We start from the raw sequence: 26,623 nt of genomic DNA, 5'->3' as shown, positions 1-26,623 counted from the left end.
AGCGGCAATTGGTGGTGGTGGGTTTTTTCTCTTCAGGACTGTGTAACATGCGGTCCATGTCACCCTGTTACATGAAGGTGCGCGCGCGATGAGCCAGCAGATCTACCTCCAGCCCATCGGCCTTTGCGATAGCCCGCAGAGTGAGGAGGGCGATGCCGTGCGGCTGGCCGGAGGGCTGGCCTATGCCCATCGCTTTGCCGCGATCGTCCGTCAGGGCGGGCAAGTGACCCAGCGCCTGCGGTTCAGCCCGGCAGAGGCCGCCGATACCTTCGCCGCGCTTCCGGCCGATCTGGGCGCAGAGGCGGAGGAGCAGTGGAGCAATCTGCGGATGGCGCATCCGCCGTTGCAGATGGGCGGGCGCACGATCCGGCTCGATCAGCCGCAAGTGGCGGGCATCCTCAACGTTACGCCCGACAGCTTCTCCGACGGGGGCAAGTTCCTCGACCGGCCCGAAGACGGCGCGGCCCACGCGGCGCAGATGCTGGAAGCCGGTGCGGCGATGGTCGATATCGGCGGCGAATCCACGCGCCCCGGCGCGCCTGCCGTGTGGGAGGGGGACGAGCTTGAGCGTGTCCGCCCCGCGGTCGAATACTGCGCGCAGATGGGCGCGGCGATCAGTGTCGATACCCGCCGTGCCGCGGTGATGGAGGCCGCGCTCGACAGCGGGGCGCATATGATCAACGACGTGTCCGCTCTGCGCCACGATCCGCGCAGCATGGAGCTGGTCGCCGCGCGCGGTTGCCCGGTGGTGCTGATGCATGCGCCGGGGGAGGGCGAAGACCTCCATGCCGATGGCGACTATGCCGCAGTGGCGTTCGATGTGTTCGACTGGCTGCGCGAACGGCGCGATGCGGCACTGGCCGCCGGCGTGGCGCGGGCGAACATCGTGCTCGATCCCGGCATTGGATTTGGTAAGTCGCTGGCGGAAAACCTAATTCTTATCAATGCACTGCCTCTGTTCCATGCGCTGAGGCAGCCGATCATGCTGGGCGTCAGCCGCAAGAGGATGATCGGCGCGCTCAGCAACGAGGTTGCTGCTCAACAGCGGCAAGGCGGCAGCGTGGCGCTCGCGGTCAAGGGGATGGATGCCGGGGTGCAGATCGTGCGGGTGCACGACGTGTTCGAAACGGTGCAGGCGCGCAATGTGTGGCGCGGTCTGCGCGATGCCGCGCTGACCGATTTCTCCGCCCTGCCGGGGGATTGATTGGCTGCGCTAGTCGTCGGATCAGAACCGAATACCGCCAGCGTCAATTCTCCGGCGCGAGAACCAGACGGCCGTTGAGTGGTTGCAGCGATCGGTTGCTGGTGCCCAGTCGATCGGTCATCGCGGCAATCTGTTCCTGGCTGGCGGTCATCACGGTGTCAGCAACGAACCAGTTCACCCCTTCGCTGCACGGAGGGGTGGTGAGCGAGCCCATGTAGCGATAGACCGCCGGATCGCGCGGCGCCAGTTGTGCGAAATCGAGTTCGACATTGTCTGCCCCGTTAGTCGCCGCGTCGAGTATTGTCTGCAGAGCGGGATTTGCCGCGCCCGCTTCGAACGTCACGCCCAGAACAGTCAACTCGCCATCGTCGGTCGCATGGACGAAATGCGCGGCGAGCGGATAGAGTTTGCCGTGGGTTTTGTGCTCGGCCGGAGTGTGGAAATGAACTTGCCTGAGTGGGAACAGGCGTCCCCCGTGGATCAGGCCCATGCCTTCGTCGGCGGCGACCTTCACCTTGCCGGGTCCGACCGTCAGCTTCGCAATGGCGGGGCCATAAGCGGCGGCGAAGCGCGCTGTACCGCGCGTGGCGACTGCGCTCAGGTCGATGGGCGATTGCATCGTGCCCCGATCGCACATTGCATAACGGGGATTGGCGGCAGACCAGTTTTCCGCTGTTTCACCATCGCGATAATGCCAGTCCCGTTCGCCGCTTGTCTCGGCAGAGGCAGAACTGGCGCAGCCAAAGGTAAGGATGGCCGCAATGACGGCGGGCAGAGGCATTTTCACGATTGAGTACTTCCCGAATCCTGAGGCCGGTTGTGGCCATTGTTCGGGTGCCGTTTTTCAACGACGCCACCTTATCGCAAATCAATTAGCGGGTTAAATCGATAAAAAATATATTAATATAGCGATGTCGTTTTGAAGTTTCTCGCAAACTGCCAATAAGAGGGAGGCGTATCCTCCCTCTCTGAACTGTGTATTTGATCAGGCGGCCTCGTTTTCCTCGATGTATTCTTCCGGGTCTTTCTCTTCGCGTTCGTATTCGCCCGAATGGTGCGATTCGAAGGCGAGGTATTTGAGGCCGAGCTGCACGCGTTCCTTCAATGGCACTCTGCGACGGAAATCGGTCAGGCCCTGACGCTCTTCCTCGCTCATATGCTTGGAGTTCTGAAGGTTGGTCTTATCGACGCATTTCCACCATGCGTCCGAACCGACCTTCTCCTTCTTCGCGGCTTCGGCGGCTTCGGCGATCTTGTTGTGATCGTCGATCGCATCGTCGGTGGTTTCTTCCGCACTGTCGGAATCGAGCGCGCCGTCGCCCAGTTGCAGCAGCCGTGGGTAGAAATAGAGCTCTTCTGCCTCCGCATGGGCTTCGAGGAAGTTGCGAAGGCGATTAAATATCTTGTCCAGCGTATCCTTATCGCTGTTCTCATCGCCGCGCGCTTCGTCCAACGCGGCGAACATGCGACGCTGGCGGTCGTGGTCGGCAAGAATGCAATCGACGATATCCATAAAATCCCCTTCGTTATTCGGTGCTTGCCGAATGAACGGAATTCCAGTGCTGTGGTTCCGAATGCCCGATCCGGCGCTTGTGGATGATGCTGCCGGGGCGGGCTATGGGTTGCCACGTCGCCTGCGGCTCCTCGCAATGACGAGGGAAGAGGATGGTCGGGTGATACGGTGTTCCCGCTTGCGCTATTCCGGCTCGGCGCCCCCGGAGATGATCATCCTTTCATATAGCTACAGCGAATAGCCCCCGTCGCTCACCAGAACGGTGCCGGTAACATTGGCCGCCATGTCGGACAGCAGATAGCCGATGTCGCAGGCCAGTTCGTCGGGCGTGGCGAAACGGCCACGCGGGGTATCCGCGCCCATCGCAGCAATCGCAGCATCGCGCCCGTGCGTGGCCACCGCTTGTTGAAAAGCCTCTCCGCTGTTCCAGATATTGGTATCGACCCCACCGGGCGCGATGGCGTTCACGCGGATATTGTGCCGGGCGTTTTCTGCTGCGGCGATCCGCGCCATGTGCGCCACACCGGCCTTGGCCACGCCATAAGCGCCAATCCCGGCCACCGGCTTAATTGCCGTTATCGAACTGGTGACGACCGCGCTGCCGCCGCCATTGGCGCGCATCAGGCGCAGCACGGCGGCCAGCGTCAGGAACGCGCCATCGAGGTTGATTGCCATCACGCGGCGCCATTCCTCGAAACTCTGCTCCGCGATCGGGCCTGCACTGCCGATTCCGGCGTTGACCAGCGCGTGATCGAGTTTGCCTACGCTGCGCTCGAACCCGCCCCAGAACTGTGGATCGGACACGTCGTGCACATGATGTTCGACTTCGCAGTGCAGGGCGAGCGCCTCCAATCCTGCCGGATCGACATCGACCAGATGCAGCTTCGCAATGCCATGATCGGCCAGCCATCGGGCGGTGGCCGCGCCGATGCCCGATCCTGCCCCGGTGACGAGCGCGGTCTTGCCGGAAAAGTCGAGGGGGTTGGCGGCACCCGGATGGTTCGTGTCTGTCATCCTCGCAATCTAGCGGAGCAGAGCGGGCGGCGAAACGGTTTTCCTACACGATATGCACCGTGGCACTTTGCCGGTCGGCGCTGCGTTTCGCGCGGCGCAATCGCAGGGGGAATGGAGGTTTTGAAACAGTGCGATCCGGCAGCGCAATCCGGCAAAAAGTGAAAGCCACATCGTGACGATGCCGCGTTCCACGTTTGGACCACGGAAATGGTCGTGAACACAGGTACTTGCTGCGCGGAGTTGCGATTTTGGAGGCCGAAAGTCACACTTTCAAAACTTGAAGGAGCGGTCCATGTCTCCGTGAACCGACAGTGCAACCGGACCGCCACTATGCAGCGTTGTCGATCCCCAGATCGCCTAACTTGCGGTAGAGCGTCGAACGTCCGATCCCCAGCCGCCGGGCCACTTCGGTCATTCGCCCGCGATAGTGGCCAATGGCCAGCCGGATCACATCGGCCTCGATCTCTTCCAGCGGGCGCAGGTTACCATCGTCGGTGTAGAGCATCACGCCCACGCCTTCCTGTCGCGGGTCTCGCTGATCGTCGAACTCGCTGCCCAGAATCTCGGTCAGTTGCGGGAAGCTGGCGGCGGTCAGCGCATCGCCGTCACAGAACACGGCAGCGCGGAACAGCACCTGTTGCAATTGGCGCACGTTGCCCGGCCAGTCGTATGCCGATAGCAGCGACAGTGCGCTGTCGGTTATCGTCAGCGTACGAAGGCCCGGTTGTTCACCGATCCGCGTCAGGAAATAGCGCGAGAGGGCGGGGATATCGCCCGCCCGGTCACGCAAGGCGGGCAGCGCAATGCGCGTCGCGCCAAGCTGTTCGAGCAGGGCGGGGTGGAAATAACCCGCGTTCTTCGCATCGATCAGCGGCAGGTTGCTTGCGCTCAGCACCCGCACATCGATGCGGAAACCGTGCTTGGCACCAACGGGACGAACCACCCCGGTGGCCAGCGTTTCGGCCAGCTTGGCCTGCATTGCCATGTCGAGCCGGTCGACTTCGTCGATCACCAGTGTGCCGCCATCGCAGAACTGCAATGCGCCCATCTGCCGTTCGAACGCACCGGGAAATGCGCCTTTCTCATGGCCGAACAGCACCGATTCGATGGAATGGGCTGGAATGCCACGCGCGTTGATGAGCCGGAACGGAGCCTTCGAACGCGGGCTGGCCGCGTGCATCGCGCGCAGCAGCATCTCCTTGCCGGTGCCGTTCTCCCCTTCGATCAGCACGTTGCCGTGGCCACGCGCGGCCTTGGCAGCTTTGGCGAGAGCGGCACGGAACATCGGCGCGGTGCCGACCATCGCGTCGAAGTCGAGCACGGTGCCCATCTTCTCGGTCAGCGGTTGCAGTTCGTCGCGCGGAGCTTCCTGCCGGGTCGCACTGCGGAGGGCCTGCATCAGACGGTCGGGCGCGACCGGTTTAATGAGGTAATCGGTGGCACCTGCGCGCATCGCCTCCACCGCCAGCAATGGGCTGGAACTGGTGGTCAGCATCAATACCGGCAGTCCGGGGCGGCGGGCCTTAAGCTCTTCGATCAGGCTGCAGGCATTGTCGCCCGGCACCCATTGGTCGAGGATGATCGCGGAAAGCTGCATCCCCTGGCGCGTGCCAAGGGTTGCGATGGCGCTTTCCGAATCGGTCACGACGATCGTGCGCCAGCCCTCACGGGCGGCGAGCGCGCTGATCAACCGGCTCTGCGCCGGTTCATCGTCAATCAGCATCAAAAGGCGTTCTGCGCCGTGTGACATAGTTCCCCGACTGTCCCGTTCTGGTACGAATGCCCGCTTTACCCCAAGCAAGTAAAGGCGAGATTAAGGCTGATGCGACGGGGCTTGAGCCAGCGGCACGCGTCCGATAGGAAGCGGGAAAGAGAGTTTGCCTATAACAGGGGTTCGGATCAAAATGACATCTGCAAACGAAATGAAGGAACACGAGGGGACTTACGACAGCTTCATCGGTCTGTTGAAGGTTACTGTTCCGGTGTTGATCGTCATCGTCGCGCTGGTCGTTCTAGCGATCGCAAGCTGATCGCCGCCTTGCGGATAGCTGTCCTCAAGGAGACTGCGCCGGGTGAAACCCGCGTCGCGGTCACACCTGAAACCGTGAAGAAGTTCATGGGATTGGGTGCTGTCGTCGCGGTTGAACAGGGCGCCGGGCAAACTGCCTCCATCACCGATGCTGCCTATTCTGATGCCGGGGCCGAGCTTGGCCCGGCGGAGCAGGTGCTGAAGGGTGCAGATATCGTCCTTGGTGTGCAGGCGCCCGATCCGGGTGCCCTTGCCAGGGTGAAACCCGGCGCAATGGTCGCCGCTACGTTCGACCCGTTCGGCAACCGTGCGCGTGTCGATGCCTATGCCAGCGCCGGGCTGGAAGCGTTGAGCATGGAGTTCATGCCTCGCATTACCCGCGCGCAGAGCATGGACGTGCTTTCCAGCCAGTCCAACCTTGCCGGATACAAGGCGGTGATCGCTGCCGCCGATACATATGGCCGTGCGTTTCCGATGATGATGACCGCCGCCGGCACGGTTCAGGCCGCGCGGGTGTTCGTGATGGGTGTCGGTGTCGCCGGGTTGCAGGCGATTGCCACGGCCAAACGGCTGGGCGCGCAGGTTTCCGCAACCGACGTGCGTAGCGCGACGAAGGAACAGATACAGTCGCTGGGTGCTAAGCCGATTTTCGTCGAAAGCGTGGCCGGAATCGAAGGCGAAGGCAGCGGCGGCTATGCCACCGAAATGAGCGAAGAATACCAGAAGGCGCAGGCCGAACTGGTATCGGGCCATATCGCCAAACAGGATATCGTCATCACCACCGCGCTGATCCCCGGCCGCGCCGCGCCGCGCCTGATTTCCGACGCGCAGGTTGCCAGCATGAAACCTGGCAGCGTGATCTTCGATCTGGCCGTTGCACAAGGCGGCAATGTCGAAGGCTCCGTTGCGGACGAGGTGGTGGAAAAGCATGGCGTGAAGATCATCGGTTATGCCAACACGCCCGCGATGCTGGCGGCAGATGCCTCTGCGCTGTTCGCGCGCAATCTGTTCAACTTCCTCTCCGCCTTCTGGGACAAGGACGCGGGCACTGTCACTCTGGACGACGAGATCGGCGATGCCGTGCGCCTGACCAAAGGCGGGGCGGTTGTCAGCGAGAGGTTGCAGGGTTGAGGGAGGCGTCTGAAAGTGCGGTATTCCTCCATCATCGGGGGAGGTGGCAGCGCGTCGCGCTGACGGAGGAGGCGAAGTGAAGAACTGCACTCTGCAATCCCTCCAAACCGCAAAGGCGGTCTCACGTGATGCGTCGGTCATTGCAGATTCGATAGTGCGCTATTGGGTCGATAATCCCCATCCGTCAGCCGCTGAGGCGGCTGCCACCTCCCCCGGTGGGGGAGGATCAGCAGGAGCCATCCGTTAATGGACTTCATATCCATTCTGTCGATTTTCGTGCTGGCCTGCTTCGTGGGGTACTACGTCGTCTGGTCGGTCACGCCTGCGCTGCACACGCCATTGATGGCGGTGACCAATGCGATTTCGAGCGTCATCATAGTCGGTGCGCTGATCGCATCGGCGGCAGCGGAGGTGCCAGGGGCCAAGTGGCTGGGTCTGGCGGCGGTTGTACTGGCCAGCGTCAATATATTCGGCGGCTTCGCTGTGACCGAGCGGATGCTGGCGATGTACAAGAAGAAGGAGAAGAAGTGATGGATTCGCTATTCTCCGCAACAGGCCATCGCTCTGAGTTCGGTAATCGGATCAAGTCCCGGATCACAGCGACTGTAGGCGCTGCGCTGGCTCTGTCTGTTTCAACACCGGCCTATGCCGCCGGGGCCGAGGGGCAATCGGTCAACCCGTGGGTGGCGCTGGCTTATCTCGTCGCCGGGGTGTTCTTTATCCTTGCATTGCGCGGGCTATCCAGCCCGGCCACTAGCCGCCGGGGCAACCGGTTCGGCATGGCGGGTATGTTGATCGCAGTGGTGACGACGCTGGTCACCCATTCGGTCGCCAATATCTGGGAAATCGCGATTGCCATTGCCATCGGTGGCGCAGTCGGGTTCGTGATCGCACGGCGGATTGCGATGACGGCGATGCCGCAACTTGTCGCGGCGTTTCACAGCCTTGTCGGCCTTGCCGCTGTGCTGGTGGCAGCGGCGGCATTCCTTAATCCCGGATCGTTCGGCATTCTCGACGCGACAGGCAGTATTCTGGCCGTCAGTCGGGTGGAGATGGTGTTGGGCGCGGCCATTGGGGCGATCACGTTCAGCGGATCGGTGATCGCCTTTGCCAAGCTGAACGGGAATATGAGCGGCGCGCCGATCATGCTGCCCGCGCGGCATGTCATCAACCTCGGCACCCTGCTGGCGATTATTGTGCTGACTGCGCTCTATACCATGCAGCCTTTTGCCGGGGCGGGCGAGGGGTGGATTTTCTGGGTCGTGCTCGGCCTGGCCTTTGCCATCGGCTTCCTGCTGATTATCCCTATCGGCGGCGCGGATATGCCCGTCGTGGTGTCGATGCTGAACAGCTATTCCGGCTGGGCGGCGGCGGCGATGGGCTTCACGTTGCACAACACCGCGATGATCGTCACAGGTGCATTGGTCGGATCGTCCGGTGCGATTCTCAGCTATATCATGTGCCGGGCGATGAACCGCAGTTTCATCAGCGTTATCGCAGGCGGCTTCGGCGCGGAAGACAGCTCCGGCGGCAGCGCTGCCGGTGGCGAGCAGCGTCCGTATAAGCAGGGCAGTGCCGACGATGCCGCCTTCATGCTGGAACAGGCGGAAAAGGTCATCATCATCCCCGGCTATGGCATGGCCGTGGCACAGGCGCAGCACGCCTTGCGCGAGATGGGCGATGTGCTGAAAGAGAAGGGTGTTGAGGTGAAATACGCCATCCACCCGGTTGCAGGGCGTATGCCGGGGCATATGAACGTGCTGCTGGCAGAGGCAAACGTGCCATACGACGAAGTGTTCGAGCTGGAAGACATCAACAGCGAATTCGCGACTGCCGATGTCGCCTTCATCATCGGTGCGAATGACGTGGTGAACCCCGCGGCCAAGACCGACAAATCATCCCCGATTTACGGAATGCCGGTGTTCGATGTGGACAAGGCGAAGCAGGTGTTCTTCATCAAACGCAGCATGGGCGGCGTGGGCTATGCCGGGGTCGATAACGATGTGTTCTATATGAACCAGACGACGATGTTGCTGAGCGATGCCAAGAAGATGGTCGAGGAAATCGTCAAGGCGCTCGACTGATCGCGGGCGCCTTGCGATCTGTGCCGATCAATCGTCGTCGACCACGATCACCGGGTTGCCATTGCGATAGCTGAATTCGGCAAAGGCATTGTCGCACACGTTCAGCCCGGTCCACACGACGGTGCTCTTGTCGGCAAACGTCAGGCGCACGTCATAATCGCAGGTGTCTTTGGATTTGTCGAAATGGACGGTCCAGTCATTGCCGTTCTTCACTTCGCTCGACACGCCTTCGTCGGTCCGTTGAGCAGCCCATTTGGCTGTGCCTGCGGGAGACAGTTCGACCTGTGTCACCGTTTTGCCGGTGTCGTTGGTCAGCACGAAATCCCAGTCTTCGGCCATTGCCGGGGCAGCGATCAGGACCAGCGCCAGCGAGGCGCCAACAAGCTTTGCACGCATCATCTCACAATGCTCCACTCCAGGTAGGACATCAGAGGACTGCGCCTGCCCGATGAGTCGCGCAAGTAGATAATCATAGGAATAATTTCCGGATGAGCGATTGACTTACATGTCTGTCAGTATCAGCATCGGACCCATGAGGATGACCTGTATGACTGCGCTGGCGCTGTGCGCCGCGAGCCCCGCGTATGCGGCCACTCACGAAATCGCCGCAGGCGACGGTGCCGGGCAGCGATTGCAAGAAGCATTGATCCTGAGCGAGCCGGGGGACGAGGTCGTGCTGGGCGCGGGACGTTTCGTGCTCGACGACGGGCTAAGCCTCGATGTCGATAACGTGACTGTGCGCGGTGCAGGGATGAATGCCACCGTCCTCGACTTCACTGGCCAGAAGGGCGCAGGCGAGGGGTTGCTGGTGACATCGGACAAAGTCACTCTGCGCGATTTCGCGGTTGAAAATCCGCAAGGCGATGGGATCAAATCGAAGGGTGCCGACAACATCGTCTATCAGCGCGTCCGCGTGACCTGGACCAGCGGGCCAAAGCCAACCAATGGGGCATACGGCATCTATCCCGTGGAAAGCACCGGAGTGCTGATCGCCGAATGCGAAGTGTCGGGCGCATCGGATGCGGGGATCTATGTCGGCCAGTCGCGCAAGATTACCGTGCGGAACTCCATCGCGCGGCAGAATGTCGCCGGGATCGAAATCGAAAACAGCCGAGACGCGATTGTCGAACGCAATATGGTCACCGGCAATACCGGCGGCATTCTGGTGTTCGACCTGCCCAATCTGCCGGTGATGGGGGGCGGTAACGTGCTGGTGCGGGAAAACCTCGTCAGCACGAATACCACGCCCAATTTCGCTCCCAAAGGAAATATTGTCGCCGGGGTGCCGCGCGGCACAGGCATCATGGTGATGGCCAACGAACAGGTGTGGGTGGACAACAATACTATTGTCGATAACCCCACCGCCGCGGTGATGGTGGTCAGCTATATCAAGCCGTTCGAGGACAAGCGGTACAACCCCTATCCACGCGAGGTGGTGGTGGCCGACAATCAAGCATACGATAATGGGCAGGCCCCCGATCTGCCGGGTATTGCCCCCGTAGTGCAGGCATTCGGCGGTGCGCTGCCGACGCTGATGTGGGACGGTTTACAGCAGGATGACGATACCCCTGCCGTTCTGGCCAGCCCGGAAATGCCTGGGTGGTCGCTCAACCTTAGCAAGCAGGGACAATCGATGGCGGAGGCCAGGCCAGGGCCACTCAGCGTGCCTGCTTATGGCCAACCGTGGAATATGGAAGGAATTGGCGCTCCCAAAGAACTGGAAGCCCGGCTGGTTTCATGATCCGTTCGTTCGTATTCGGCGCTGCGCTGGCAACGGCGGCTGCCGCTCTGGCCGCTGCACCTGATCGCGGGGCAGTGAACGATGCGGTAATTGCTGAAGCGGGTCTGCCGCGCACTTTGTCCGAATATGGGTTCTTTACCGATGCCGCCGCGCAGATACCGACAGCGCGGGTGACGCCATATCGGCTGAATACTCCGCTATGGTCAGATGGAGCGGAGAAGCTGCGGTTCGTCTATGTACCTCAGGGCACACAGGCGAAGGCCGATGGGGAGGGATTGATCGACCTGCCGGTGGGCGCAGCGTTGATCAAGACTTTCGCTTTTCAGAAAGATGGCAAGCGGCGCCTGATCGAAACCCGTGTGTTGCTGCACCGCGCCGATGGCTGGCTGGCGTTGCCCTATGTCTGGAACGACGAACAGACCGAAGCGAAACTGGCAGTTGCCGGTGCGCGGATGCCCGTCACGACACCTGCGGGTGAGGCGATCGATTATCGGGTGCCCAACAAGAACCAGTGCAAGGAATGCCACGGGTTGAACGGAGAGGTAATCCCCATTGGGCCGAAAGCGCGCAATCTTTCGGCCGATTGGCTTGATCGCTTTGCCGATGCCGGGATGATCGACAAAGTGCCTGCCGTCGCAAACAGAATTCCCATGTGGGAAGATCGCGCCACTGTTTCTGTAGCGGCGGCGGCGCGCGGCTATCTCGAGGCCAATTGTGCCCATTGCCATCGCCCCGGCGCGACCGCATCGAATTCGGGCCTCGATCTGCGGTGGGAGCAATCCGATCCGCATGCCATCGGGATCATGAAGCATCCCGTCGCTGCCGGTCGTGGGGCGGGCAACCTGTTGTACGATGTTGTGCCGGGCAAGCCGGACCAGTCGATCCTTACCTATCGTATGGCCAGCTCCGAAGCGGGGGTTGCGATGCCCGAACTGGGCAAGGCGACGGTGGATCATGACGGGCTGGAAGCGGTGGAGCGGTGGATTGCTGCGTTGCCGCAAATGGACGCGGCGCGCGCAGACCACTAAGGCCGGGAGCCTGCGGCCAACGATCGTAAATTCAAATACTAATTACAATATATGGAGGCGCACGTGCGTAAGCTGGGCCTGATTGGCGGGATGAGCTGGGTATCGACCCGGACATATTACGAACGGATCAACCGCGGTGTGCAACGCGCCAGCGAAGGAGGGCATGCGAGTGCCCCCCTGCTGATCGAAAGCCTCGATTTCTCCCATCTCTACGGCTTACGCGAAGATGCCGAATGGGACCGAGCCGCGCAGGTGTTGAGCGAGAGCGCGCAGCGGCTCGAACAGGCCGGGGCCGGAGCACTGATGATTTGCGCCAATTCGATGCACAAGGTCTATGACAGGGTGGCGGCATCGGTATCGATCCCCATCATCCATATTGCCGATTGCGTGGGCCGGGAAATGCAGGAGGCCGGGGCAACCGATGCGGCGCTGTTCGGTACGCGCAACGTCATGACCGAGAGCTTTTACCGGCAACGCCTCGTCGCGCACGGTGTCGATTTGATGCCGCCAGATAGCGATGCCATCGATCAGATCGACCGCGTGATTTACGACGATCTGATGCGCGGCAAGGCCACACGGGAGGCGGAGAGGATGTTCAAGACTCTCATCACCCGCAAGGAACAGGATGGGGCGAAGGCAATTGTGCTTGCCTGTACCGAGCTGGAGCTGGTGATCGATGTCGATGCCAATGTTCTGCCGATATTCGATTCCACCCGCGCGCATTGCGATGCCGCAATACAGTGGCTGCTTGAGGTGTGATTTCTATTGCGAGGAAAAATTTGGACAAAAATTGCCCAAATTTTATCATTTGATGCTTCTCAATTGGGCGCGAGCTGTCATTACCTCGATCTGAAATCTTAGAAAGTCCGATGGAGATCGGAGCGGTTTGGTCTGTGGAACGGCTAGCGTGCACCCAGACTGTCGTCACGACGTTATCATCGCCAACCCCGAACGGTTTCGAGGATACCCGGCGGGTCGCACCAGAGCGGGCAACCTCGAAGGGGGCTGCACATCGTTCGCGGTGTGCAGCCCTTTTTGCGCGCCGCGTGTATGCGTCGGGACAATGTTCCACGACTGTTCCGGTTGTCGCTGACGGTCGCTGCGACTATCGCCCATACTTCTATGAACCGCGCTCGATATGCTGCCGATCCTGCCGCCACGCGCGGTCGCGAATTTGCCGAAGACCGGAAGGGCGCGCGCGGACCGCGTAGCGAGTTCCAGCGGGATCGCGATCGGATCATTCATTCCATCGCATTCCGCCGCCTGCGCTCGAAAACGCAGGTGTTCATTGCGCCTGATGGCGATCACTATCGCACCCGGCTAACCCACAGTCTGGAAGTGGCGCAGATCGGCCGCGTGATCGCCCGTGCGCTGGGGCTGGACGAAGATCTGACAGAGGCACTGTGCCTCGCGCACGATATCGGCCATCCGCCGTTCGGTCATGCAGGCGAAACCGCGCTGGAACAGGCGATGGTCGAGCGCGGGGGGTTCGATCATAACGCCCACGGGCTACGCACTCTGATGCGGCTGGAAAGCCCTTATATCGGGCATCCCGGCATCAATCTGACATGGGATTTGCTCGAAGGGCTGGCGAAGCATAATGGCCCGGTTGCATCGCCGGGCTGGGCGCTGGCAGAGCTGGATGCGGCGTTTCCCCTCGATCTGGGCACATGGCCCAGCCTTGAAGCGCAAGTCGCCGCGGTTGCGGACGACATTGCATACGACAACCACGATATCGACGATGGCCTGCGCGCCGGTTTCCTCGATCTGGACGATCTGATGCAGATCGATCTGCTGGCGGATCAATTCCGCGCGGTAGAGCGGCGCTTCCCATCTGTCAGCCGCGAGCTGCAATTGCGCGAACTGATCCGCAGCCAGATCGGGGCGATGGTCAACGATGTGATCGAACATACCCGCGCGCAGGTTGCCGATATTGCCAGCGTGGCGGAAGTCCGGGCGCACCCATCGGCGCTGGCGGGTTTCTCCCCCGCGATGGCGCTGGCGGAGCGGGGGTTGAAGCGGTTCATGTACGACAAGCTGTATTACCACCCTGAGCAGATTTCTGCGGCAGAGAATGCGCGTGAGGTGGTGGCGCGGTTGTTCGCGGCATACGATCAGGATCCCGGCCAGTTGCCGCCCGAATGGCGCGCGAAACTGCCTTCGCAGGAGCCGGAGCACAGCCGCATGCTGGCCGATTTCATTGCCGGGATGACTGATCGGTACGCGATGGATCAGTGTGCGCGGATATATGGCAAAGTGCCGGCCGGATTGCAGAATGTCTGAACCGCTGCGGATCGCGCTGGTCGGTGCCACCGGGCTGATCGGGCGCACTGTGATCGAACAATGCGTCGGCCGCACTGACATCTGCCTGTTTGCGATTGCCCGTCGCGAGATGCCGCTGCCAGCCGGGGCGCGGATGGAGATGCATATCGCCGATCCCGCGCAATGGGGCAATCTGATTGGTGCGATCCGGCCCGCTGCGATGATCTCTGCCCTTGGCACGACATGGGCGCAGGCAGGCAAAGACGAAGATGCATTTCGCGCGGTGGACGAACGGCTTGTGCTGGATACGGCGCGGGCGGCTAAGGTGCATGGGGTGCGGAGCTTTGTCGCGGTCAGCTCTGCCGGGGCCAACAGCCTGAGCCGCAATTTCTATCTGAAGGTTAAGGGGGAAGTGGAAGGCGCGTTGCGCCAGATCGGGTTCGACCGGCTTGATATCCTGCGCCCTGGTTTGCTGCGTGGGGAACGCGATGGCGACCGTCGTCTGGGCGAACGGATAGGCATTATCGCTGCGCCGATCACGGACCTGCTGATGCAGGGTAAATACCGCGCCTATCGCTCCGTTCGGGCAGAGGACGTGGCGCAGGCGGCGCTGGCCCTGGCCATGCGGAAGGCGAAGGGTAAGTTTGTGCACGATCCCGATGCGATCCAGCGGGCTGCGGCAGGCCTGCCCGTTGCCTGATAACGATGCGGATTGTCTTCAGCCGCAAAGGGTTCGATAGCGCATCCGGGGGTGGGCCTTCACCGATTGTCGATGGCCGTCCGGTCAGCTTGCCTATTCCCAGCAGCAGATATTCGCGCACTTCGTGGGCCGATCTGGGGCTGGGCGATTATGTGGAGCATGCCAGTCGAAGGCGGCACAAGGCTGATGATCTGTGTCATCACGATCCCATGTTTACCGATCAGGGCGAATGCCTGCTGGGCCAATGCGGCGCGGCGCAGACACATCTGGCCAATCGCGGGGTCGAGGTGGGCGACTGGTTCGTTTTCTTCGGCTTGTTCCAAGCAGCCGGTGAACCGCCGCATCATCGCATTTTTGGCTATTTGCATGTGGCGGAGATTATTGACCTGACCGATTGTGCCGCGGCTGTCCGGCAGGAGCTGACTGCTCTCGATCACCCACATGCCATTGGTCTGCACGCGCGGAACGACACGATCTATCGTGGGCCCGGCAAGGGTGCCGCCGCAGCGTCTCCTGAGTTGCGGTTGACTGTGCCGGAGGGGCCGCCCAGCATCTGGCGGCGTCCCGAATGGTTACGCAAAGGCGAGTTGAGTTATCATGATCGCGCCGATCGCTGGTTGCCCGAAAATCGACTGCAAACGGTTGCGAGAGGGCAGGAATTTGTGGCAGACGCTGGAAATCGGGCAGCGCCGCGCAAATGGCTGGAATCCATCGTTGCGGCAATTGAATCACATTGAAGTGTTGTCGTCACATTATAATGTGCATATACGGCCTGCATGACGACTCAGACAGCCAGCAATCCGACCATCGCCCGTGTGCGCGCGATCGTTTCCGAAAACCGCATGAGCCGCACTGCGCTCGCCCGCGCCGCCGGGCTTCATGCCAACTCGCTGCGTGATTGCACTGAGGATAGCTGGAACCCCACGGCCGAGACGCTGGCAAAGCTCGACGATTTTATTGCCGAGAACGATGAGCGCCCAGTGATGGCGAGTGCGGAAGAGATTATCGACGAAGCGCGTAACGGACGGATGATCGTGCTGGTGGACGATGAAGATCGCGAGAACGAAGGCGATCTGATTATTCCCGCGCAGATGGCGACACCCGATGCGATCAATTTCATGGCGACGCACGGGCGCGGGCTGATTTGCCTTTCGCTCACCCGTGAGCGGGTGGAGCAGCTTGGCCTCGATCTGATGAGTCAGAACAACCGCACCCGCCACGAAACCGCCTTCACTACCTCGATCGAGGCACGCGAAGGGGTCAGCACGGGGATCAGTGCAGGTGACCGCGCGCGCACTGTCTCGGTCGCGATCGATGGCAACAAGGGGCGCGACGATATCGTGACGCCCGGCCATGTTTTCCCGCTGGTCGCCCGCGATGGCGGGGTGCTCGTGCGCGCGGGACACACCGAAGCGGCGGTTGATATCTCGCGTCTTGCCGGGCTCAACCCTTCGGGTGTGATTTGCGAAGTCATGAATGACGATGGCACGATGGCGCGAATGGACGATCTGGTCCGCTTTGCCCGGCGGCACGACATGAAGATCGGCACGATCCGCGACCTGATCGCCTATCGCCGCAAGCATGACAAAGTGATCGTGCGCCGCAACCAGCGCCAGTTCACCAGCCGCTGGGGCGGCGAATGGCAGGCGATCACGTTCTACAATAAAGCGACAAACGACGAGATGCTGGCATTGGTGAAAGGCGCGGTCGATCCGACGAAGCCGACACTGGTGCGGATGCATGCGCTGTCGGTTTTCCCCGATCTGTTTGGCGAACAGAACAACCGCAGCGACATCGTTGAAAAATCGATGCAGATTATCGGTGAAGAAGGGGTGGGCGTAATCGTTCTTATCAGCCGCCCGACGCGCGAATATTTCAGCCGTGCGATTGATATGGCCAACGGTAAGGGCCCGGTTGCCAGTGCTTCGGCTAGCGAACAGCGCGATTATGGCGGCGGCGCACAAGTGCTGACTGAACTGGGCGTGCAGGATATGGTTTTACTGACCGATACCGAACATTCGCTGGTCGCGCTGGAGGGGTATGGCCTCAGCGTAGTAGGGCAACGCGCATTCGACTGAATGATGATTGGTCCTGGTGAGGTGGTAACAAGGCTCGTCTGTTACTTTGTCACCCTGGATGCCAAACTAGATCGACGGGGGCAGCGCAATAGCTTCCCCTCTCTCTTCGTCATTGCGAGGAGCGGAGCGACACGGCAATCCATGGTGTACCCGTCACCCTCAACACAAAGGTTGTAGAGGGCGACGCCTTCCCGGCACGGACTGCTCCCCTGCGCTCGCCATGACGGACATGGAAGGGGGGCACTTGAAGTGCAATCCCAGCGGCGGGGTCAAGGTGACGACAGAAAGAAGGCACACCAGAGAGGGGCGCCGTAAAAGAGCGATACGAACGTCAGCCGCGCCCTGCTAAAACGCCGCGCCTGCCAGTCGGTCTATTGCCCCTTGCAGGATCACGGCGGCGGCGTGGCTGTCGATCCTGTCCTTGCGCTTGGCGCGGCTCATGTCCTGATCGATCAGCGCGCGTTCGGCGCTGGTGGTGCTCCACCGTTCGTCCCAGAGCAATATCGGCAGGTCGAGCGCTTCGGACAGGTTGCGTGCATAAGCGCGGCTGGCCTGTGCGCGGGGGCCTTCGCTACCATCCATATTGCGTGGCAGACCGATCACGACGCCTGCCACCTGCCGGTCGCGGACGATTGCTGACAGCGCTTCTTTATCCCGCCCGAATTTGCCGCGCAGCAAAGTCTTGCCCGCCGTGGCGAAGCGCCACCCCGCATCGCAAGTGGCAATGCCGATGGTCTTTGTGCCGAGATCGAGCGCGAGCAATACGCCGCCATCGGCTAGCGCATCGCTGAAATCGAGCGCGTTGTCGGTAATCACTGCGCGCCTTGCCACGCCTTCACCCGGCGGGTGACATCGCGTTGCAAATTCTTCCAGAACAATGGGATATCGTACACGTGGTAGTTGTTGCCGGGGAGCACGGCATTGCCCATCGCGGGCGGCTCCCCGATGAGCAGTAACCCGCGTTCATCGCATCTTGCCAGCGCATATCCGGCAACGAGGCGCCCTTTGGTCAGTTCTTCATCGGGAACAAGTGTGCCGAGATTGGCGCTGGCCGGTGCGCTGCCGCCGATCTTCCCGGTGAGGGGGTTGGTGCAGAGAATAGGGCTGTCGCCACGTGGCTGCCCATCAAAGCCGATGGAGTTGCGATATGTGTCGAGCACCATGCTCGGATCGGCCGGTTCGGCATAGCTCGACCAGCTCATCACGCAGCCCGCCTGATCCGCCTTGTCGCAGCCCGGCAGGCCGAGCCCGGCCAGATCGTGCTGCACCGAAATTGGCCAGCCAATCGCATATACTGCGGCGATACGCCCTGCGAGCGGCTTGTTCGCAACGTCCTGTCGCAACAGCCGCAGCAGATGCAACGCGCCCTGACTATGCCCGGCCAGAACGATTGGCGTGTCCGGGCCGATCTGCGACAGGAAATAAGTGAAGGCATCGTGCACATCGGCATAAGCTGCATCGATGGCCTGTGTCGCTTCGGGTTGATCAGTCAGGAATGCGCCGAAGGTCGCCTGCCGATACCGTGGCGCCCAGATTTCCTTCGCCTGATTGAACGGGCTGGCCATTCCCTTCACATATATCTGCGCTATCCGATCCGCTTCCCCACCAGCGAGAGGCGCATTCCAATGCGCGCGATCAAGGTAGCTGGTCGGGTGGATGAAGAATACTGCGTAATCCTGCCGCTCCGCCTGTGATGCGTCAGGTGAGGGCGCGCCGCTGGCGGCATCGCTTGCCGCGTCGGTGGCCGGTGTGCCGACCGGCGGTTGCCAGCGCGCCGGATCGTTCGCCATTCCCGGCCGCGAGAGCCAGAGTTTAGGGTCGGCATAAGCATTCGTCTTGAGCGGGGTCTGCTTTTCGAACGCAGCGCTCGGCACCAGCGCCAGCTTGGTCAGCTCGGTCGACCAGATACGCAGAGCGAATAGTCCGGCGAGCACCAGAACGATCAGAAATGCAACGATGTAGAGGAACTTACGGGCCATATCAGTTGATGTTGTCGCTAGTTGCCTTGGCCTGATCGGCCATCTCGAAGCGGTGCGCGCGCCGTTCCAGCCCGACCTTGATCATCGCCAGCATCGGATCGGCCAGCATCAGGCCGAGCACACCGAACAATACGCCCATGATAAGCTGGAAGGCCAGCACCAGTGCAGGCGCCAGATCGACCGTTTTCTTGGCAATCATCGGGACCACGACATAGCCGTCGAAATTCTGGACGAAGAAATAGGTGGCCAGAGTCCACAGCCCCATTTCGGTGCCGCCGGAAAAGCCGACCAGCACCATCAGCAGGCCCGAAATAATCGCACCGATATTGGGAATGAATGCCAGCAGGCCGGTGATGATACCCAGCAGCGCCGCCATTGGCACCCCGATCCACGACAGCAGGATATAAGTGAACACGCCTTCGAACACCATGCCGAGCAATCGCCCGGCCAGCAGCCTCCGCATGTTGTAGGCCATCTGGCTGAGCGTGTCGGAAAATGCCTCGCGGTTTTCTTCCGGCACCATCCATTCGACACCACGTTCGTAAATTCGGGGATCGATGGCGAGGTAGATCCCGATAATCAGGATCAGAATCAATGTAGTAATTGCGCCGACTGCGCCGCCGATGGCGCGCCCAAGTGTGCCGACCCCACTGACCACGCTGCCGATAACCGATTCGATCTGGGCCTGCGTAATGTCGAACCCCTTCGACTGCAGCCAGTGGACAGCACGGGTGGCCTGTTCGCTGACGATCTGGGGAAACTGCGCCGCCTGTTCGGAAATCTGCGATCCGGCGAAAAGCACCAGCCATGCCAGAAATCCCACGGTCAGCAGCAAGACGAGTGCTACTCGAAATCCTCTGGCAATGGGCAACACTTTCCCGATCAGGCGCGCGCCTCCATCGATCATCGTGCCGAATACCAGCGCGCCGAATATCACCAGCAGCGATTGCGATACATATATCGCCAGAACAAACAGCCCGATGACCGCCGCCCACACAAGCGCGCGCTCGGCTTCGAACCGCAACCTGGGGTTACCAATCCGGCTAGGGCTGGTGCCGATATCGCTGCGGTGAACCGGCGACGGCCCGGTGTCTTCAGTGTCGCTCATTCTGGTGGTTCCCCTGCGCGATTGCAGGTCGCAATGTGCTCCACGCCCGATTGGTACGCAAGGAGGAGAACCACGTGAGCGGGTTCCATCCTGTCGACCCGTCGAGCGAGAACGTGATGAATTCCGCACGACCGCCGACATTGGCCAGCGGCACCGGCCCGCCCAAACCGTGTTCCCACACTGGCGCGCGGCTGTCCGCCGAATGGTCGCGGTTATCGCCCATCAGGAACACCGAATCCTTTGGAATGGTGATTTCGGGGAAATTGTCGAGCTGCTGATCGCGATGATCGATCACGCGATAAGTCGCCCCGTTGGGCAGCGTTTCGCGCAGCACCGGCACTTCGTACACCTGCTCTCCACTAGGCAGACGGGTGCGATAATTGTCAAAGTAGTACAGGCACGGCCTGCCATCACAGATCTGTGCGTCGACAGGTATCTGCAGATCGGGTTCGACAGCCTGCGGCACGGGCTTGCCGTTGAGAATGACCTGTCCGTTGACGACGGCAATCCGGTCGCCCGGCAGGCCGATCACCCGTTTGATATAATCCTCGTCGCTATCTGGCGGCACAGCGATCACGATATCGCCATATTCGGGCGTCGCACCCCAAATGCGCCAGTCGCCTCGCGGCAGCACGTGGAAACTAACCGACGACCAGTTCCAGCCATAGGGGTACTTCGACACAACCAGCCTGTCCCCCACCATCAGGTTAGGAACCATCGAAGTGGAGGGAATATAGAACGGCTTGGCCACCAATGTGTGGAATGCCAGCACAGCGAGCAACATCAGCGCCAGCCCGCGCAATTCGGCGATCCAGTTGACTTTCTCGCGGGGTTTTTCGGCGTCTGTCACGGATTTCGCTTCGGAAGAAGGGGCGGCGGTGGAGCCGGTCGGTGGGTTCACAGTGGTTGAGCCTCGATAACGACGAACGCCTGCGCCCATGGATGGTCGTCCGTTAGGGTAAGATGAATGAGCACTTCATGGCCGGACGGGGTGATTTCCGCAAGTCTGGCCGCTGCGCCGTTGGCCAGTGCCAGCGTTGGCGCACCCGAAGGGGCGTTCACAACGCCGATATCGATGTGATACACGCCGCGCTTGAAACCTGTGCCGACCGCTTTGACGAATGCTTCCTTCGCAGCCCACCGTTTCGCGAAGGTGCCTACGCGGGTGTAGGGGCGCCGCGCAGCTTTGGCTCGCTCCACTTCGGTGAAGCAGCGCGCTTCGAACCTGTCGCCCCACCGGTCGAGCGAGTTGGCGATCCGGTCCATATTGGTAAGGTCGGAGCCGATGCCGATAATCATGACTGGCGCGCCTGATCCATCAGTTCGCGCATATGCCGCACGGCAGTTTCCAGCCCGACGAAAACCGCTTCCCCAATCAGATAGTGGCCGATGTTCAGCTCGGCCAGTTGCGGAATGGCTGCGATAGGCTGGACATTGTCGTAGGTCAGCCCGTGTCCGGCATGCGGTTCGATGCCGAGATCGACCGCTGCGGCGGCCATTGTCGCGATCCGTGCGCGCTGACGTTCGGCCTCTTCGCCGGTGGCATTGGCATATTCGCCGGTATGAAACTCAACGACCTGCGCGCCGAGCTTGGCGGCGGCCTCTATCTGGCGCTCGCTCGGTTCGATGAACAGGCTAACCCGGATATCAGCGTCGCGCAGCCGTGCGACGATAGGGGCAAGGCGGTTATGCTGTCCGGCAGCGTCCAGCCCGCCTTCGGTCGTCACTTCCTCGCGCTTTTCCGGCACGATACACGCAGCGTGCGGCGTATGACGCAGGGCAATCGCCAGCATTTCGTCGGTCGCGGCCATTTCGAGGTTGAGCGGAAGGTCGGTCGCAGCCTGAATGCGGGCGATATCTTCATCGCGAATATGGCGGCGATCTTCGCGTAAGTGCGCGGTGATCCCGTCGCCACCTACCGCAGCGACGATTTCCGCAGCGCGCACGGGATCGGGATGGTCGCCACCGCGCGCATTGCGGATCGTAGCGACATGATCGATGTTGACGCCGAGGCGCAGGGGAGTGAGCATCCTATTTGCGGCTCCCCGGCTTGGTGATCGGAATAGCGGCCAGTTCGGCGGGCACTTCGTCGTCGGTATAGCTGGGCACCGACAGTGCGATCAGGGGGAAGAACGGAACGCCCAGATCGGCTTCCCCGGCGGAGCGATCGACCAGCGACACTTCGGCAATGACTTCACCGCCTTCGCGCGCCACCGCCTCGATCGCTTCGCGACTGGAGAGGCCGGTGGTGACGACATCTTCGACCATCAGAACTTTCGTTCCCGGTTCGAGTGCGAATCCGCGCCGCAGTTCGAAAGTACCAGTCGGGCGTTCGAGGAAAATCGCGTCCTTGTTGAGAACGCGCCCCATTTCCTGCCCGATAATAATGCCACCCATGGCCGGGCTGACAACGACTTCGATCTCGCTGCGGATCTCCCGCGGGAGCTTCTGAGCGAGTGCGCGGGCGAGCCGGTCGGCCCGCTCTGGATTCATTAAAACCCGTGCACATTGAAGGTATTGCGCGCTGTGGCGGCCACTCGAAAGAAGGAAATGTCCCTCTAACAAAGCCTGGCTGGCGCGGAATTCCTGCAATACCTCTTCGTCGGTCATTCGGTGGTCGCTCGCTATGGGGACATGTGGGCCCGGTGCAACGACCGGGTGAAAATCTCCCTAGAAGTGCTTGAGGCTAGGGGCAAGCGTGCGTATAGCCCTGCCAAACAAGCCTCGACAGGGGGGCGTTCCGGTGTGCGGTGCATGTCGGATTCGGGACGAAAACAAGGGCAATGGAAAGCTTCACACCAATGATTTCCGGCAAATCGACCGTCCGCACTTTCGTGCGTTTCTGGGCTCCGCTGTGGGCCGCTCTGATGCTGGCGCTCAGCCCGCAAATCGCCAGTGCTCAGGCCGCTCCGGCGCCTGCGGCGACCGAGGCAGCCGCTCCTGCTGCTGCTGCGGCTAACGACAATGCCGCGGCAACCGCGGAAGACAGCGCATACAAGCCGCTTGGCCCGGAATGGATCAAGGGGCAGCCACACGATGGCGGGCTCAATGTGCAGCAGCAGTATTCTCCGATCGGTGAAACTGCGGACAAGCTGCACTATGCGCTGCTGTGGATCATGGGGATCATCTGCGTCTTCGTCCTTGGTTTGCTTGTTTATGTTGTCGTGCGTTTCAACAAGCGGTCCAATCCGGTCCCTTCGAAAACGACTCACAACACACTGCTTGAAGTGGTGTGGACGCTTGTCCCGGTGCTGATCCTGGTCGGCATCGCGCTTCCTTCGATCAGTCTGGTGTCTGCCCAGTACAAGTCGCCGCCGAAAGATGCGGTGACCGTCAAGGTTACCGGCTACCAGTGGTACTGGGGCTATTCTTATCCTGACAACGGCGGTTTCGAAGTGATCTCGAACATGCTGCCCGATGAAGAAGCTGTTAAGCGCGGCCTTCCGGCGCAACTCGCGGTCGATCATCGTATGGTCGTGCCTGCCGGTGAATGGATTCGCCTTCAGACCACCGGGGCTGACGTGATCCACTCGTTCGCGGTGCCTTCGCTGTGGTTCAAGCTCGATGCGGTTCCCGGTCGTCTGAACGAAAAGCGTTTCTTCGTGTCGGAACCCGGCATCTATTACGGCCAGTGTTCGGAACTGTGCGGCGGCAAGCATGGCTATATGCCGATCGCCGTAGAGGCGCTGCCGCGTCCGCAGTTCGATGCATGGGTCCGCTCGCAGGGCGGCACTGTTGGCAAGGCTGAAGAAGCCGCCACCGTTACGCCTGCTGCGGCAACTCCGGCGGATGCGGCTTCGGCCCCCGCCGATGCTGCTTCGCCTGCCGCCGCGGCCCCTGCGGCCTGATCCGTATTCAGTAGTTACGAAACCTAGAGAGACGTCATGGCTACCACTGCCGATACCTTCCAGGCTCACGAAGAGCACGGACATCACGACGCCGACCACAAGCCGGGCTTCTTCGCCCGGTGGTTCATGTCGACCAATCACAAGGACATCGGCACGATGTACCTGATTTTCGCGATTTTCGCGGGGATCGTCGGTGGCGGCATTTCGGGCATTATGCGTGCCGAACTGGCCGAGCCCGGCATCCAGTACCTTGGCTGGTGGGTGCAGCTCATGGGTGGTGAGGCGTCTTTCGATGCCAATGCTCACCTGTGGAACGTGCTTATTACCGCGCACGGTATGATCATGGTGTTCTTCATGGTCATGCCGGCGATGATCGGCGGTTTCGGTAACTGGTTCGTTCCGATCATGATCGGGGCGCCGGATATGGCGTTCCCGCGGATGAACAACATTAGCTTCTGGCTGACCGTGGCCGGTTTCTGTTCGCTGATGTTCTCGGCATTCGTGCCGGGCGATGTGAACGGGCTTGGCGCGGGCACGGGCTGGACGGTCTATGCACCGCTTTCCACCTCCGGTTCCGCAGGTCCGGCGGTCGATTTCGCGATCTTCTCGCTGCATCTTGCCGGTGCGGCGTCGATCATGGGCGCGATCAACTTCATCACCACCATCTTCAATATGCGTGCGCCGGGGATGACCCTGCACAAGATGCCGCTGTTTGTGTGGTCGGTGCTGGTCACCGCATTCCTGCTGCTGCTGGCGCTGCCGGTTCTGGCCGCTGCGATCACGATGCTGATCACCGACCGTAACTTCGGCACGACGTTCTTCGATCCTGCGGGCGGTGGCGATCCGATCCTGTACCAGCACCTGTTCTGGTTCTTCGGTCACCCCGAAGTGTACATCATGATCCTGCCGGGCTTTGGTATGATCAGCCAGATCGTTGCCACTTTCTCCAAGAAGCCGGTGTTCGGTTATCTCGGCATGGCATACGCGATGGTTGCCATCGGCGTGGTCGGGTTCATCGTGTGGGCGCACCACATGTACACCACCGGCCTTTCGGTGAACGAGAAGATGTACTTCACCGCCGCGACGATGGTTATCGCCGTGCCGACCGGTGTGAAGATCTTCAGCTGGATCGCCACGATGTGGGGCGGTTCGATCGAGTTCAAGAGCCCGATGGTCTGGGCGCTGGGCATGATCTTCCTGTTCACCGTTGGCGGCGTGACCGGCGTCTATCTTGCCAACGGCGGGATCGACGACGTTGTCCACGATACCTATTTCGTGGTCGCGCACTTCCACTACGTGCTGTCGATGGGGGCGGTGTTCTCGCTGTTCGCGGGCTTCTACTACTGGTTCCCGAAGATGAGCGGGAAGATGCACTCCGAACTGCTGGCGCACATCCACTTCTGGGTGTTCTTCATCGGCGTGAACATGATCTTCTTCCCGATGCACTTCCTCGGCCTGCAGGGTATGCCGCGCCGCTATCCCGACTATGCGCTGGCATATGAGTACTGGAATAAGATCGCCTCGCACGGCTATGAAATCATGGCATTTTCCATGATCTTCTTCTTCGTGAACATTGCTTACGCATTTATCGCGGGCAAGAAGGCACCGGCCAACTACTGGGGCGAAGGCGCGACGACGCTGGAATGGACCCTGTCCAGCCCGCCGCCGTACCATCAGTTCGAAACGCTGCCGGTGATTTCGGAGGATAACGACTACCACAATCACCTGCCCAAGGGTGATGCGCCCGCCACTGCGTAAGGCGCAAGTGAAACGGGCCGGGCGTGTACCGGCCCCACGCACATGTTTTCGGCCGGTCCAGCAGGGCCGGCCGTTTGCATATGGCGGCACGCATTCGGGCAAACCGGTGGGAACGTCTTCAGGGACGACGAAAATGATGAGGGAGAGCGCAATGCCGGAAATGCGGATGATCGATGTCGGTGAACTGAGCCTGCGTTGCGCGGTGCAGGGGGAAGGTCCGCTGGTCATCCTCGTGCACGGATTTCCCGAAAGCTGGTATTCCTGGCGCCATCAGATCGGCGCGATTGCCGATGCCGGCTTCACTGCCTGCGCCATCGATGTGCGCGGTTATGGCGGATCGGACAAGCCGGAGCCGATTGAGGCCTATGCCCTCGAACGGATCGTCGGAGATCTTGTTGGGCTGGCGGATGCCTTGCAGCCAGACGCTCCTGCAATCCTGATCGGTCACGATTGGGGCGCGCCGATCGTGTGGAATTCGGCACTGACTCATCCGGACCGGTTTTTGGCAGTGGCCGGAATGTCGGTGCCGTTCTCCGGCATACCGGCCCGCCCGTTTACCGAGGTGTTCCGGGAACACTTCACCGCACAGGGCAAGTTCTTCTATCAGGAATACTTTCAGGAACCGGGCGTTGCCGAGGCTGAGGCGGAGGCCGACCCGCGCGAATTTGTCCACCGGATGATGTACTCGATCAGCGGCGATGTGCCGCCCGGCGATTATTTCGATAAGCCGCTGGGCGCGACCTTTCTCGAAGGCCTGCCCGATCCCCGGCCAACCGACTGGCTGACTGAGGCCGATCTCGATTTCTACGAAGCCGAGTTTCGCCAGTCCGGTTTTCGCGGACCGCTCAACCGCTATCGCAATCACGAACGCGATTTCGAATGGCTGCAACAGTTTGCGGGCCAAAAGATCGAACAGCCGTGTCTGTTCATTGGCGGCGAACGCGATCCGGCGACCACGCTGTTCGGCGCGGTCAGCGATCCGGTGGCGATGATGCGACTGTTCGCGCCGAAGGTGGAGGGGCACATTCTGCCCGGCGCCGGTCACTGGACTCAGCAGGAAAAGCCCGAGGCGGTGAACGGCCTGTTGCTCGAATGGCTCGGTAAACTGCCGGTGGGGCATTGAGGCGCCGGTACTCTGGCTCTATA

At 61.1% G+C, this 26,623-nt stretch carries 27 protein-coding genes; 15 read left to right on the top strand and 12 right to left on the bottom strand.

All coding sequences use genetic code 11. The features are described 5' to 3' along the window. Positions 1 to 88: 88 nt before the first annotated feature. Positions 89 to 1,204, top strand: a complete 1,116-nt coding sequence (gene folP / locus CV013_RS05995) for a dihydropteroate synthase (protein ID WP_102154330.1) — start codon at positions 89 to 91, stop codon at positions 1,202 to 1,204. Positions 1,205 to 1,247: 43 nt separating this feature from the next. Here folP and CV013_RS05990 read toward each other — a convergent pair whose 3' ends face one another. The 4 genes from CV013_RS05990 to CV013_RS05975 all read right to left on the bottom strand — a co-directional run bounded on the left by CV013_RS05990 (position 1,248) and on the right by CV013_RS05975 (position 5,481). Further along, positions 1,248 to 1,985 carry a carbonic anhydrase gene (locus CV013_RS05990; protein ID WP_102154329.1) on the bottom strand — a complete coding sequence of 246 codons (738 nt, stop codon included), beginning with the start codon at positions 1,983 to 1,985 and terminating at the stop codon, positions 1,248 to 1,250. 204 nt (positions 1,986 to 2,189) lie between these two features. After that, a complete protein-coding gene (locus CV013_RS05985) occupies positions 2,190 to 2,717 on the bottom strand; it encodes a hemerythrin domain-containing protein (protein ID WP_102154328.1) in 528 nt (175 codons plus the stop codon). Positions 2,718 to 2,945: 228 nt separating this feature from the next. Continuing rightward, positions 2,946 to 3,731 carry an SDR family NAD(P)-dependent oxidoreductase gene (locus tag CV013_RS05980; RefSeq protein WP_102154327.1) on the bottom strand — a complete coding sequence of 262 codons (786 nt, stop codon included), beginning with the start codon at positions 3,729 to 3,731 and terminating at the stop codon, positions 2,946 to 2,948. A gap of 328 nt (positions 3,732 to 4,059) precedes the next feature. Continuing rightward, on the bottom strand, positions 4,060 to 5,481 hold the full coding sequence (locus CV013_RS05975) for a sigma-54-dependent transcriptional regulator (protein ID WP_102154326.1): 1,422 nt from the start codon (positions 5,479 to 5,481) through the stop codon (positions 4,060 to 4,062). A gap of 154 nt (positions 5,482 to 5,635) precedes the next feature. Between CV013_RS05975 and CV013_RS05970 the strand changes: the two genes are divergently transcribed. The 4 genes from CV013_RS05970 to CV013_RS05955 all read left to right on the top strand — a co-directional run bounded on the left by CV013_RS05970 (position 5,636) and on the right by CV013_RS05955 (position 8,975). Then, positions 5,636 to 5,761 (top strand): aa3-type cytochrome c oxidase subunit IV, encoded by a 126-nt coding sequence (locus CV013_RS05970; protein WP_102154570.1) that lies wholly within the window; start codon positions 5,636 to 5,638, stop codon positions 5,759 to 5,761. Positions 5,762 to 5,769: 8 nt separating this feature from the next. Then, positions 5,770 to 6,891 (top strand): NAD(P) transhydrogenase subunit alpha, encoded by a 1,122-nt coding sequence (locus CV013_RS05965; protein ID WP_190276517.1) that lies wholly within the window; start codon positions 5,770 to 5,772, stop codon positions 6,889 to 6,891. Positions 6,892 to 7,137: 246 nt separating this feature from the next. Then, the gene (locus tag CV013_RS05960; protein ID WP_102154325.1) at positions 7,138 to 7,422 is read left to right on the top strand and encodes an NAD(P) transhydrogenase subunit alpha; all 285 of its coding nucleotides are present in this window, start codon (positions 7,138 to 7,140) and stop codon (positions 7,420 to 7,422) included. Next, entirely contained in the window at positions 7,422 to 8,975 is a 1,554-nt protein-coding gene (locus tag CV013_RS05955) for an NAD(P)(+) transhydrogenase (Re/Si-specific) subunit beta (protein ID WP_102154324.1), read from the top strand. The genes CV013_RS05960 and CV013_RS05955 overlap by 1 nt, the downstream gene beginning before the upstream one ends. A 27-nt stretch (positions 8,976 to 9,002) precedes the next feature. Here CV013_RS05955 and CV013_RS05950 read toward each other — a convergent pair whose 3' ends face one another. Beyond that, positions 9,003 to 9,374 carry a hypothetical protein gene (locus CV013_RS05950; RefSeq protein WP_102154323.1) on the bottom strand — a complete coding sequence of 124 codons (372 nt, stop codon included), beginning with the start codon at positions 9,372 to 9,374 and terminating at the stop codon, positions 9,003 to 9,005. Between the two features lie 133 nt (positions 9,375 to 9,507). On the opposite strand from CV013_RS05950, the gene CV013_RS05945 reads away from it, so the two are divergent. From CV013_RS05945 to ribB, 7 genes are all read left to right on the top strand, one after another. After that, entirely contained in the window at positions 9,508 to 10,716 is a 1,209-nt protein-coding gene (locus tag CV013_RS05945; RefSeq protein ID WP_102154568.1) for a parallel beta-helix domain-containing protein, read from the top strand. Further along, positions 10,713 to 11,744, top strand: coding sequence for an SO2930 family diheme c-type cytochrome (locus CV013_RS05940; protein ID WP_102154322.1), 1,032 nt, complete (start codon positions 10,713 to 10,715; stop codon positions 11,742 to 11,744). The genes CV013_RS05945 and CV013_RS05940 overlap by 4 nt, the downstream gene beginning before the upstream one ends. A gap of 63 nt (positions 11,745 to 11,807) precedes the next feature. Next, positions 11,808 to 12,503, top strand: a complete 696-nt coding sequence (locus tag CV013_RS05935) for an aspartate/glutamate racemase family protein (protein ID WP_102154567.1) — start codon at positions 11,808 to 11,810, stop codon at positions 12,501 to 12,503. A 363-nt stretch (positions 12,504 to 12,866) separates the two neighbouring features. Continuing rightward, positions 12,867 to 14,027, top strand: coding sequence for a deoxyguanosinetriphosphate triphosphohydrolase (locus tag CV013_RS05930; RefSeq protein WP_102154321.1), 1,161 nt, complete (start codon positions 12,867 to 12,869; stop codon positions 14,025 to 14,027). Further along, positions 14,020 to 14,706, top strand: coding sequence for an NAD(P)H-binding protein (locus tag CV013_RS05925; RefSeq protein ID WP_102154320.1), 687 nt, complete (start codon positions 14,020 to 14,022; stop codon positions 14,704 to 14,706). The genes CV013_RS05930 and CV013_RS05925 overlap by 8 nt, the downstream gene beginning before the upstream one ends. Before the next feature lie 5 nt (positions 14,707 to 14,711). Then, positions 14,712 to 15,443, top strand: coding sequence for an Nmad3 family putative nucleotide modification protein (locus CV013_RS05920; RefSeq protein ID WP_102154319.1), 732 nt, complete (start codon positions 14,712 to 14,714; stop codon positions 15,441 to 15,443). A gap of 39 nt (positions 15,444 to 15,482) precedes the next feature. Then, positions 15,483 to 16,784 carry a 3,4-dihydroxy-2-butanone-4-phosphate synthase gene (ribB, locus tag CV013_RS05915; RefSeq protein WP_102154318.1) on the top strand — a complete coding sequence of 434 codons (1,302 nt, stop codon included), beginning with the start codon at positions 15,483 to 15,485 and terminating at the stop codon, positions 16,782 to 16,784. Between the two features lie 345 nt (positions 16,785 to 17,129). Here ribB and ruvX read toward each other — a convergent pair whose 3' ends face one another. From ruvX to pyrE, 7 genes are read right to left on the bottom strand one after another with little or no spacing between them, the layout of a single operon-like run. Then, a complete protein-coding gene (gene ruvX, locus CV013_RS05910; RefSeq protein ID WP_223805270.1) occupies positions 17,130 to 17,600 on the bottom strand; it encodes a Holliday junction resolvase RuvX in 471 nt (156 codons plus the stop codon). After that, entirely contained in the window at positions 17,597 to 18,763 is a 1,167-nt protein-coding gene (locus tag CV013_RS05905; RefSeq protein WP_102154316.1) for a DUF3089 domain-containing protein, read from the bottom strand. Before CV013_RS05905 ends, ruvX begins: the two co-directional genes overlap by 4 nt. A gap of 1 nt (position 18,764) precedes the next feature. After that, entirely contained in the window at positions 18,765 to 19,871 is a 1,107-nt protein-coding gene (locus CV013_RS05900; RefSeq protein WP_102154315.1) for an AI-2E family transporter, read from the bottom strand. After that, the gene (gene lepB, locus CV013_RS05895; protein WP_408057015.1) at positions 19,858 to 20,772 is read right to left on the bottom strand and encodes a signal peptidase I; all 915 of its coding nucleotides are present in this window, start codon (positions 20,770 to 20,772) and stop codon (positions 19,858 to 19,860) included. Before lepB ends, CV013_RS05900 begins: the two co-directional genes overlap by 14 nt. After that, positions 20,769 to 21,170, bottom strand: coding sequence for a holo-ACP synthase (acpS, locus tag CV013_RS05890; protein WP_102154313.1), 402 nt, complete (start codon positions 21,168 to 21,170; stop codon positions 20,769 to 20,771). The genes lepB and acpS overlap by 4 nt, the downstream gene beginning before the upstream one ends. Next, entirely contained in the window at positions 21,167 to 21,901 is a 735-nt protein-coding gene (locus tag CV013_RS05885) for a pyridoxine 5'-phosphate synthase (RefSeq protein ID WP_102154312.1), read from the bottom strand. The genes acpS and CV013_RS05885 overlap by 4 nt, the downstream gene beginning before the upstream one ends. Before the next feature lies 1 nt (position 21,902). Continuing rightward, entirely contained in the window at positions 21,903 to 22,481 is a 579-nt protein-coding gene (gene pyrE, locus CV013_RS05880; protein WP_102154311.1) for an orotate phosphoribosyltransferase, read from the bottom strand. Positions 22,482 to 22,654: 173 nt separating this feature from the next. Here pyrE and coxB point away from each other — a divergent pair, with 173 nt between their 5' ends. The 3 genes from coxB (at position 22,655) to CV013_RS05865 (ending at position 26,600) form a co-directional block, all read left to right on the top strand. Further along, positions 22,655 to 23,719: a cytochrome c oxidase subunit II gene (gene coxB / locus CV013_RS05875; protein ID WP_102154310.1), complete on the top strand. Its 1,065-nt coding sequence runs from the start codon at positions 22,655 to 22,657 to the stop codon at positions 23,717 to 23,719. A gap of 36 nt (positions 23,720 to 23,755) precedes the next feature. Beyond that, entirely contained in the window at positions 23,756 to 25,477 is a 1,722-nt protein-coding gene (ctaD, locus tag CV013_RS05870; RefSeq protein WP_102154309.1) for a cytochrome c oxidase subunit I, read from the top strand. Positions 25,478 to 25,610: 133 nt separating this feature from the next. Further along, positions 25,611 to 26,600: an alpha/beta fold hydrolase gene (locus tag CV013_RS05865; RefSeq protein ID WP_223805271.1), complete on the top strand. Its 990-nt coding sequence runs from the start codon at positions 25,611 to 25,613 to the stop codon at positions 26,598 to 26,600. Positions 26,601 to 26,623: the final 23 nt, after the last annotated feature.

The organism is Tsuneonella flava, from assembly GCF_002870965.1.
In the GTDB taxonomy this organism is placed as follows: domain Bacteria; phylum Pseudomonadota; class Alphaproteobacteria; order Sphingomonadales; family Sphingomonadaceae; genus Tsuneonella; species Tsuneonella flava.
The sequence above is the reverse complement of the archived record's forward strand: the minus strand, read 5'-3'. Positions and strand labels throughout refer to the sequence as shown.

Bases quoted from the DNA above. Each gene is read 5' to 3' on its own strand.
- CV013_RS05885 (WP_102154312.1), bottom strand. From the start codon at position 21,901: ATGCTCACTCCCCTGCGCCTCGGCGTCAACATCGATCATGTCGCTACG.
- CV013_RS05920 (WP_102154319.1), top strand. From the start codon at position 14,712: ATGCGGATTGTCTTCAGCCGCAAAGGGTTCGATAGCGCATCCGGGGGT.
- CV013_RS05925 (WP_102154320.1), top strand. From the start codon at position 14,020: ATGTCTGAACCGCTGCGGATCGCGCTGGTCGGTGCCACCGGGCTGATC.
- CV013_RS05980 (WP_102154327.1), bottom strand. From the start codon at position 3,731: ATGACAGACACGAACCATCCGGGTGCCGCCAACCCCCTCGACTTTTCC.
- CV013_RS05940 (WP_102154322.1), top strand. From the start codon at position 10,713: ATGATCCGTTCGTTCGTATTCGGCGCTGCGCTGGCAACGGCGGCTGCC.
- ctaD (WP_102154309.1), top strand. From the start codon at position 23,756: ATGGCTACCACTGCCGATACCTTCCAGGCTCACGAAGAGCACGGACAT.
- CV013_RS05950 (WP_102154323.1), bottom strand. From the start codon at position 9,374: ATGATGCGTGCAAAGCTTGTTGGCGCCTCGCTGGCGCTGGTCCTGATC.
- acpS (WP_102154313.1), bottom strand. From the start codon at position 21,170: ATGATTATCGGCATCGGCTCCGACCTTACCAATATGGACCGGATCGCC.
- CV013_RS05990 (WP_102154329.1), bottom strand. From the start codon at position 1,985: ATGCCTCTGCCCGCCGTCATTGCGGCCATCCTTACCTTTGGCTGCGCC.
- CV013_RS05900 (WP_102154315.1), bottom strand. From the start codon at position 19,871: ATGAGCGACACTGAAGACACCGGGCCGTCGCCGGTTCACCGCAGCGAT.
- CV013_RS05975 (WP_102154326.1), bottom strand. From the start codon at position 5,481: ATGTCACACGGCGCAGAACGCCTTTTGATGCTGATTGACGATGAACCG.
- pyrE (WP_102154311.1), bottom strand. From the start codon at position 22,481: ATGACCGACGAAGAGGTATTGCAGGAATTCCGCGCCAGCCAGGCTTTG.
- CV013_RS05970 (WP_102154570.1), top strand. From the start codon at position 5,636: ATGACATCTGCAAACGAAATGAAGGAACACGAGGGGACTTACGACAGC.
- CV013_RS05905 (WP_102154316.1), bottom strand. From the start codon at position 18,763: ATGGCCCGTAAGTTCCTCTACATCGTTGCATTTCTGATCGTTCTGGTG.
- CV013_RS05985 (WP_102154328.1), bottom strand. From the start codon at position 2,717: ATGGATATCGTCGATTGCATTCTTGCCGACCACGACCGCCAGCGTCGC.
- CV013_RS05960 (WP_102154325.1), top strand. From the start codon at position 7,138: ATGGACTTCATATCCATTCTGTCGATTTTCGTGCTGGCCTGCTTCGTG.
- CV013_RS05955 (WP_102154324.1), top strand. From the start codon at position 7,422: ATGGATTCGCTATTCTCCGCAACAGGCCATCGCTCTGAGTTCGGTAAT.
- CV013_RS05865 (WP_223805271.1), top strand. From the start codon at position 25,611: ATGATGAGGGAGAGCGCAATGCCGGAAATGCGGATGATCGATGTCGGT.
- folP (WP_102154330.1), top strand. From the start codon at position 89: ATGAGCCAGCAGATCTACCTCCAGCCCATCGGCCTTTGCGATAGCCCG.
- ribB (WP_102154318.1), top strand. From the start codon at position 15,483: ATGACGACTCAGACAGCCAGCAATCCGACCATCGCCCGTGTGCGCGCG.
- coxB (WP_102154310.1), top strand. From the start codon at position 22,655: ATGGAAAGCTTCACACCAATGATTTCCGGCAAATCGACCGTCCGCACT.
- CV013_RS05945 (WP_102154568.1), top strand. From the start codon at position 9,508: ATGAGGATGACCTGTATGACTGCGCTGGCGCTGTGCGCCGCGAGCCCC.
- CV013_RS05930 (WP_102154321.1), top strand. From the start codon at position 12,867: ATGAACCGCGCTCGATATGCTGCCGATCCTGCCGCCACGCGCGGTCGC.